We start from the raw sequence: 8,372 nt of genomic DNA on the forward strand, positions 1-8,372 counted from the left end.
CCGGCGCCGCGCCCGAGGCCGGTGAACGGGATGCCCGGCCGGCGCACCCGCCGACCCCGGCCGCTGCGGGCCGCGAGCACCCGGTCCACCGCCCGCCAGGTGACGTCGCCCGCGTACGCGATGGTGCGGGCGGCTTCGTAGACCCGGCGCAGCAGGGTGTCGGCGTCCAGCACCCCGAGCCGCTCGGCGACCTGGTCCTGGTCCTGGAGGCCGAGCCGCTCGGTGGCCCGGCCGGTGACCAGGTGCAGGGCGTCGCGCACGTCGGCCAGCCGCTCGGCGGCGGCGTCCAGACCCTCCCTGGGTGCGTCGGCCAGCCAGGTGGCGGCGATCGCGTCCAGCACCACGACGTCCCGCAGACCGCCGCGCGCCTCCTTCAGGTCAGGCTCCAGCAGGAAGGACAACTCACCCTGGCGTTCGGCCCGCGCGCGGCCCAGCTCACGCAGCTCGGGCAGGCGCGCGGGGGCACTCGCGCGCCAGTCGGTGAGCACCCCGGAGCGCAGCGCGTCGGTGAGCGCCCGGTCCCCGGCGAGGTGGCGGGCGTCCAGCAGGCCGAGCTGGGCCCTGAGGTCGGCGGCGGCGACCGAGCGGGCCTGGGCGACGGTGCGCACCGCGTGGTCGAGCCTGGCGCCCGAGTCCCAGACCGGGTACCAGATCCGTTCGGGCAGCTCGCCGGAGACCCGTCCTTCGTGCAGCAGCAGGACGTCCAGGTCGCTGCGCGGGGAGAGCTCGCCGCGCCCGTAGCCGCCGACCGCGACCAGCGCGACGCCGGACGGGGCACCGGCCGCCGCGAACAGTCCGGCCAGCCAGTCGTCGGTGAGTCGGGCGAGCGCCCGGCGGCGGGGGCGGCCGACGAGGCCGGGGGCGGCGAGCAGCGCGGCCCGGGCGGCGGGGTGGTCGTGGGGGTCTGGAAGGTCGGGGAGGCCCGGGAGGTCGGGGTGGGCATGGGGGCCGGAAGCACTGCTGGGAGTGGTCATGCGCGTGGGTCCCGTCCGTCGTGCGAGGGGAGACGCCACCGGCGGACCCGCTCCCCCGGAGGGGTGACGGGCCCGCCCGGGCTTCGGCGTCTACAGGGCGTCCGGGCCGCGTTCGCCGGTGCGGACCCGGACTGCGGTGTCGACCGGGACGCTCCACACCTTGCCGTCGCCGATCTTGCCGGTCCGGGCGGCCTTGACCAGGACCTCGATCAGGTCGTCGGCGTCGTCGTCCTCGACCAGGATCTCGATCCGGACCTTGGGGACGAGGTCGACGGTGTACTCGGCGCCCCGGTAGACCTCGGTGTGGCCGCGCTGGCGGCCGTAGCCGCTGGCCTCGGTGACGGTCAGGCCGTGGACGCCGAAGGCCTGCAGGGCGGCCTTCACCTCGTCCAGGCGAAAGGGCTTGATCACGGCGGTGATGAGCTTCATCGGGCGTCGACCTCGGTCTTCTCGGCGGGCTTCTCGGCGGGCTTCACAGCGGGCTTCACAGCGGGCTTCTCGGCCGCGGCCGTCCCGACAGCGGCACCGGTCAGACCGGACGCGGCCCGGGCCAGACCCGCCCCCACGGCGCTGAAATCGTAGGCGGACTCGGCGTGTTCGGCCTGGTCGATGCCGGCCACCTCGACCTCCCCGGAGACCCGGAAGCCGACCAGCCGGTCGACCGCCCTGGCCAGCAGCCAGGACAGCACGAAGGAGTACGCCGCGACCACCGCCACGCCCATCGCCTGCTTGCCCAGCTGCCCGATCCCGCCCCCGTAGAACAGGCCCCTGGCGCCCTGGCCGACCCCGCCGGTGGCGAACAGGCCGACCAGCAGCGAGCCGATCGCCCCGCCGACCGCGTGCACGCCGACCACGTCCAGCGAGTCGTCGAAGCCCCAGCGGTACTTCAGCGACACGGCGGCGCAGCAGACCGCGCCCGCGACCAGCCCGATCGCCACCGCGCCGAGCGGGCTGACCGAGCCGCAGGCCGGGGTGATCGCGACCAGCCCGGCCACCGCGCCGGAGGCGGCGCCCAGCGTGGTGCAGGCACCGTGCCTGAACCGCTCGCAGACCAGCCAGCCGACCAGCGCCGCGCCGGTGGCGACCTGGGTGTTGACCATCGCCATCGCGGCGACGCCGTTGGCGGCCAGTGCCGAGCCCGCGTTGAAGCCGAACCAGCCGAACCAGAGCAGTCCGGAGCCGAGCATCACCAGCGGCAGGCTGTGCGGGCGCATCGGGTCCCGCTTGAAGCCGATCCGCTTGCCCAGGACCAGGCAGAGCGCGAGGCCGGCGGCGCCCGCGTTGATGTGCACGGCGGTCCCGCCGGCGAAGTCGATCACGCCGTTGCGGTCGCCCAGCCAGCCGCCGTCGCCGCCGTCGAAGAAGAACACCCAGTGCGCGACCGGGAAGTAGACGATCGTCACCCAGAGCGCGATGAACAGGCCCCAGGCGGCGAATCTCGCCCGGTCCGCGACGGCGCCGCTGATCAGCGCCGGGGTGATGACCGCGAACATCAGCTGGAAGAGCGCGAACGCGGTCACCGGGATGGACCCGGTCAGCTCGTCGAGGCCGATCCCGCGCATCCCGAGGTGGTCCAGGTTGCCGATCAGGCCGGCGAAGGAGTCGGACCCGAAGCTGAGCGAGTAGCCGTAGAGGACCCACAGCACGCTGACGATGCCCAGCGAGAGGAAGCTCATCGCCAGCATGTTCAGCGTGCTCTTGGCCCTGACCATGCCCCCGTAGAAGAAGGCCAGCCCTGGGGTCATCAGCATGACCAGGGCCGCACTGATGAGTACGAAGGCGGTGTCGCCCGCGCTGAAGCCGTCCGGCATCGGCGTCTCCTCTGCGTCCAGTGCCGATCCGCACCCGGGGACCCGTCCCGTGGTGCCACCCGGGGTGTCGGCGTTGGAGAGGAGCGTGCCGAAGGCTGGTTTCGGCTGGTGCGGCCGGTTGTTTCACCGCCGTGACGCGTACGACGCGCGGGTTACGGCTGCGTGAACCGCGGCCCCGCCACCCGGCCGGCGGCGGCACCGGCGCCGGACATGCCACCGACCGTGACGGCGGCGGCCGTCACGGTCGGTGGAGCTTTTCCGGTGGAGCCCCCAGCTGGAGCCCCCGGGCGGGCCCGTCAGGCGGGGCCCGTCAGACCACCGAGACGAACTCCGGGATGTCCTGGACCACCCGCTCCTTGAGCCGGCTCACCGCGTCCACGCCCTTGAAGCGGGCCGCCGCGGCCTCCGTGGTCTTGCGCACCCGGGAGTTCAGCCGCTCGGAGCGCACCTTGGTGGCGATGTCCACCGCCTGCTCGGCCATCACCGCCGCCTGCTCGGCCTCCTTCTGCAACAGGTGCACGCTGGCCATGCCGATCAGGTTGAAGGCGTACGAGCGCACGTGGTCGCCGTCCTGGCGGAAGAGGTCGACCGCGCGCTCCATCACCGGCGCCGACATCGAGGCGTAGAGCTCGGCGTTGTCCGAGTGGTACGCGAGGTCGCGGAAGGAGTGCGCGTTCTCGGCGTTCAGCTCGGCCGGTGAGAAGAACTTCAGCCAGTCCGGATCGCCGTCGCCCTCCCGGATGTCGGTGAAGGTGTCCTCGGACAGCCGGACCGCCCTGGCGCAGCGGTTGACCTCGCCGATGGTGGCGTAGGCACGGGCCTCCATCGCGTAGAGCAGGGACTGCTGGCGCGCGGTGGCGGTGTCCCGGCTGCCGTACTGGGCCAGGTGGATCAGCTCCAGGGCGTCCTCGCCCCGGTTGAGGTGGATCATCTGGCGGCTCATGTCGGTGAGGATCAGCGCGCCGAACGGGCGGTCGCCCGCCTCCTTGGCGGCGTGCAGGGCGAGCACGTAGTACTTCTGCGCGCTCGGGTGCATCCCGACGTCGTACGACATCCACCCGGCCAGGTGGGCGAGTTCGGCGGTGAGCCGGAACAGCCGCTTGGTGGTGTCCTCGCTGTACGTCTCCTGGAGCAGGTCGGTGACCTCGTGCAGCTGGCCGACGACGGCCTTGCGGCGCAGCCCGCCGCCGTTCTGCGCGTCCCACTGCCGGAACATGACCGTGGTCTGCTCCAGCAGTTCCAGCTCGGGTTCGGAGAGCCGGCCGGTGAACGCCTCGCCGCCGTTGGCCGCGGTGAGGATCGGAGTGGGGACGCCGGTCGGGCCGGGGGTGAGCCAGCGCTGCATCGGCTCGATCAGCGCGGCGCCCGCGGTCAGCGCCAGCGAGGTGCCGAGGAACCCCCGGCGGTTGAGCATGAGGTCGCTGCGGGAGTAGTCGCTGATCAGCTGGACGGTCTGCGGGCCGCTCCACGGCAGGTCGACACCGCCGCCCACGGTCGAGACCGGGATCGCGGCACGCAGGCCGAGGTCCTCGATCGAGACCACCGAGCCGAACCGTTCGGAGAAGAGTTCCGACATGATCTTGGGGATCGGCTCGCGGGGCTGTTCACCGTCGAGCCAGCGGCGCACCCGGGAGGTGTCGGTGGACACGTGGTGGGCGCCGATCTGCCGGGCCTTGCGGTTGACCTGGCGGGCCAACTCGCCCTTGGACCAACCGCTGCGGGCGAACCACGTGGTCAGCTTCTCATTCGGTTGCTTCTCTGCCATGGGTAACGTCCCCATCCCGCCCGGCCCCTCGCGGGGCCCCCGAGTCGTGACCGCCCGACGGTTGCGGGCTCTTGCCAGACGTGCCGTACCTGAAGGTGCCGCCGCGCCGCGGTGCTGCCGGAACCTCGGCGCCGTCGCACTGGTGTGCCATCGTTGCGGACGATCCGTCAGATGCCCAACTCCCGTTCCTCCAGGGCCCGGGACAGACTCCTCGACGACATCCGCGTGCTGAACGTAATGCCCCGCGAGGGGCCCGCGGGAGCGGCCCTGGCGAAACGCCACCTTTCGCCACCCCCAGGAGTGAACCGAAGCCAGGGGCCACACGCTTCACTTAGGGAGTCCCGACGGCCCGGCATATGCGGGCAGCCCAGTCCCCCGGCGCATCCGTGAGGACTCGGCAGACTCAGCAATCCACCGCAGCCACAGGCGAGTTCACCGTCCACTCCGGACGGCGGCAGCCCCACGCACACGACGATCCGGCATCGGCGCCGCCCCCACAAGGCGGCGCCCGAGGCGCACCGGCGGAACAGGCGCACACCACGCGCTGCACGCCGCCACCGCACTACGCACCACACGGCTGACAATCGACACACAGTCACCGTCCCGTAACCATCGGCAACGAGAATCTGTTGGGGAAGGCATGGACAACCTGTTCGGCGAACTACGACTGGGGCACCTGCGGCTGGCGCCGCTGGGCGCGCGCCGCCGCACCAAGGTCACCGCGTCCCAGGCCGCCGCGGAGTACACCGGTCGCTGGGGCTGGACGGTCGTCACCGGCGGCCCGGCCACCGGCGCCACCGCCCCGACCCACTGTCCCTGCGGCGCCACCCGCTGCGCCGCCCCCGGCCTGCACCCCGTACCCGGGAGCGGCGGCCCGGCCGGCGCCGCCCGCACCGAGGGCTCGGTGCTGTTCCCCACCGGCCGCGCCTTCGACGTCCTGGACGTCCCCGAGCAGGCCGGCCTCCAGGCACTGGTCCGACTGGAGCGGATGGGCACCCAGGTGGGCCCGGTGCTCGCCACCCCCACCGGCCGGCTCCAGTTCCTGGTCGCCGCCGGCACCGCCCGGCGCCTGCCCGACCTGCTGTACCGGATGGGCTGGGACGACGCCGCGCTCGACCTGGCCTGCCACGGCGAGGGCAGCTACGTCGCCGCCCCGCCCACCGTCCTCGGCGGCCTCGGCCCGGTCCGCTGGCTGCGTCGCCCCACCCGGGACAACGCGGGCTGCCCGCCCGAGGCCCGGCTGCTGCTCGGCACCCTCGCGTACGCCTGCCACCGCAGCCGCGAGCGCACCGCGGAGCCGGCCTGGATGGCCTCGTGACCCGCCCGCCCGCCACCGGAACGCGCTGAACCGGCGACTCCACCGGTCCGCCGGCCTGCCAGGCCGGCGGACCCGCCCGGCCGCCGGGCACGCGAAAGGGTCCGCCCCCGGGAGGGAGCGGACCCTTCGCCAGGCCCTGGTACGGACCTCGTACGGCCTCGCGTACGCGGGGAGCCTCAGTCCCCGATCAGCGCGTCCACGAACGCACCCGGCTCGAACGGCGCCAGGTCGTCCGCGCCCTCGCCCAGGCCGATCAGCTTGACCGGCACGCCCAGCTCGCGCTGGACCGCGACCACGATGCCGCCCTTGGCGGTGCCGTCCAGCTTGGTCAGCACGATGCCGGTGATGTCGACCACCTCGGCGAACACCCGGGCCTGGATCAGGCCGTTCTGGCCGGTGGTGGCGTCCAGCACCAGCAGCACCTCGTCCACCGGGCCGTGCTTCTCGACGACCCGCTTGACCTTGCCCAGCTCGTCCATCAGACCGGTCTTGGTGTGCAGTCGGCCGGCGGTGTCGATCAGCACGGTGTCCACGCCCTCGGCGATGCCCTCCTTGACCGCGTCGAAGGCGATCGAGGCCGGGTCCCCGCCCTCGGGGCCGCGCACGGTGCGCGCCCCCACCCGCTCGCCCCAGGTCTGGAGCTGGTCGGCGGCGGCGGCACGGAAGGTGTCGGCGGCGCCGAGCACCACCGTGCGGCCGTCGGCGACCAGGACACGGGCCAGCTTGCCGGTGGTGGTGGTCTTGCCGACGCCGTTGACGCCGACCACCAGGACCACGGCCGGGCCCTCCTCGTGCTTGGTGGAGCGGACTGCGCGGTCGGCGTCCTTGCCGACCAGCTCGACCAGCTCCTCGCGCAGCAGCGCGCGCAGCTCGTCGGGCGTACGGGTGCCGAGCACCTTCACCCGGGTGCGCAGCCGCTCGACCAGCTCCTGGGTGGGGGCGACGCCGACGTCCGCGGTGAGCAGGGTGTCCTCGATCTCCTCCCAGGTGTCCTCGTCCAGGTGCTCCCTGGAGAGCAGCGAGAGCAGGCCCTTGCCGAGCGAGTTCTGCGAGCGGGAGAGCCGGGAGCGCAGCCGGACCAGCCGGCCCTCGGTGGGCTCGGGCACCTCGACGGCGGGCGCCGCCTCGGCCTCGGCGGGTGCGACCTCGACGGTCTCGGGGGCTTCGGGGGCTTCGGCCTCCGCCGGGAGTTCCACCTCCTCGATGGTGCGGCGGGGCGCCTCGGTCGGCGGCGCGGACTCCTCGCCGACCTGGGGCTCCTGCGGCGTGGGCTTCGGCGCCGTGATGACCGGCGCCTGCGACTTCGGGGGCAGCTGCTGGCGTCGTCTGCCGGAAACGACGAGGCCGGCGATCGCGCCGACGGCGACCACGGCGATGACTACGGCAAGGATCACGTATTCCATAACCGCTCCAGTATCCGCGACCGGAGCCCGGATGGACCGCAGCCGCCCTACACCGATGCGGTACGGACCGCCCGCGGCCGCCGTTCCCGGTGCTCTTCGCGCAGCCGCTGGCTGATCACCTGCGAGATGCCGTCGCCCTTCATGGTCACGCCGTACAGCGCGTCGGCCGACTCCATGGTGAGCTTCTGGTGGGTGATCACGATCAGCTGGGAGCTCTCCCGCAGCTCCTCCATGAGCCCGATCAGCCGGCGCAGGTTGGTCTCGTCCAGCGCCGCCTCCACCTCGTCCATCACGTAGAACGGGCTGGGCCTGGCCTTGAAGATCGCCACCAGCAGCGCCACCGCGGTCAGCGAGCGCTCGCCCCCGGACAGCAGCGACAGCCGCTTGACCTTCTTGCCCGGCGGGCGGGCCTCCACCTCGACCCCGGTGGCGAGCATGTCGTCCGGGTCGGTGAGCACCAGCCGGCCCTCCCCGCCGGGGAAGAGCCGGGCGAAGACGCCCTCGAACTGGGCGGCGGTGTCCTGGTAGGCCGCGGTGAACAGCTGCTCGACCCGCTCGTCCACGTCCCGGACGATGTCCAGCAGGTCGCGCCGGCTGCGCCTGAGGTCGTCCAGCTGCTCGCCGAGGAACCCGTGCCGCTCCTCCAGCGCGGCGAACTCCTCCAGCGCCAGCGGGTTGACCTTGCCGAGCTGCTGGTACGCCTTCTCGGCGGCCCGCAGCCGCTTCTCCTGCTCGGCCCGGACGTACGGGTACGGCTCCCCCGGCTCCTTCCCCTCCTCGGGGGTGGACGGCGGGACCGGCTGATCGGGCCCGTACGAGGCGAGCAGTTCGCCGCCGTCGATGCCGAACTCCTCCAGGGCGCGGGCCTCCAGCTGCTCGATCCGCAGCCGCTTCTCGGCCCGCAGCACGTCGTCCCGGTGCCCGGCGTCGACCAGCTTGTCCAGCTCCTCCTTGAGGCCGCGGCCGTGTTCACGGTGCTCGCGCAGCTCGTGCTCGCGCTCGGCGCGCGCCTGCTCGACGGCCGCCCGTCCGGCGTCCGCGCGGGCCAGCGACACCTCCAGGCAGGCCAGCAGCTGCCGGGCGCCCGCCGCGACGGCGTTC

At 73.4% G+C, this 8,372-nt stretch carries 7 protein-coding genes; 1 reads left to right on the forward strand and 6 read right to left on the reverse strand.

What is annotated here, in order from left to right:
* The 4 genes from BU198_RS03555 to BU198_RS03570 all read right to left on the reverse strand — a co-directional run.
* Positions 1–974, reverse strand: a 974-nt coding sequence (locus tag BU198_RS03555) for a nucleotidyltransferase domain-containing protein (RefSeq protein ID WP_188295348.1), incomplete at its 3' end; no start/stop codon positions are given.
* A 90-nt stretch (positions 975–1,064) separates the two neighbouring features.
* Positions 1,065–1,403, reverse strand: a complete 339-nt coding sequence (locus BU198_RS03560) for a P-II family nitrogen regulator (RefSeq protein WP_188295349.1) — start codon at positions 1,401–1,403, stop codon at positions 1,065–1,067.
* Positions 1,400–2,785 carry an ammonium transporter gene (locus BU198_RS03565; protein ID WP_188295350.1) on the reverse strand — a complete coding sequence of 462 codons (1,386 nt, stop codon included), beginning with the start codon at positions 2,783–2,785 and terminating at the stop codon, positions 1,400–1,402. The genes BU198_RS03560 and BU198_RS03565 overlap by 4 nt, the downstream gene beginning before the upstream one ends.
* A gap of 310 nt (positions 2,786–3,095) precedes the next feature.
* Positions 3,096–4,550: a hypothetical protein gene (locus tag BU198_RS03570; RefSeq protein WP_188295351.1), complete on the reverse strand. Its 1,455-nt coding sequence runs from the start codon at positions 4,548–4,550 to the stop codon at positions 3,096–3,098.
* A gap of 640 nt (positions 4,551–5,190) precedes the next feature.
* Here BU198_RS03570 and BU198_RS03575 point away from each other — a divergent pair.
* The gene (locus BU198_RS03575) at positions 5,191–5,868 is read left to right on the forward strand and encodes a bifunctional DNA primase/polymerase (protein WP_188295352.1); all 678 of its coding nucleotides are present in this window, start codon (positions 5,191–5,193) and stop codon (positions 5,866–5,868) included.
* A 176-nt stretch (positions 5,869–6,044) separates the two neighbouring features.
* Here the strand turns inward: BU198_RS03575 and ftsY are convergent, their stop codons facing one another.
* Both ftsY and BU198_RS03585 read right to left on the reverse strand, forming a co-directional pair.
* Positions 6,045–7,271 (reverse strand): signal recognition particle-docking protein FtsY, encoded by a 1,227-nt coding sequence (gene ftsY, locus BU198_RS03580; protein ID WP_188295353.1) that lies wholly within the window; start codon positions 7,269–7,271, stop codon positions 6,045–6,047.
* Positions 7,272–7,318: 47 nt separating this feature from the next.
* The coding region (locus BU198_RS03585) for an AAA family ATPase (protein ID WP_188295354.1) at positions 7,319–8,372 on the reverse strand (1,054 nt) is incomplete at its 5' end.

The organism is Streptomyces sp. CBMA156, assembly GCF_014596515.1.
In the GTDB taxonomy this organism is placed as follows: Bacteria; Actinomycetota; Actinomycetes; order Streptomycetales; family Streptomycetaceae; genus Kitasatospora.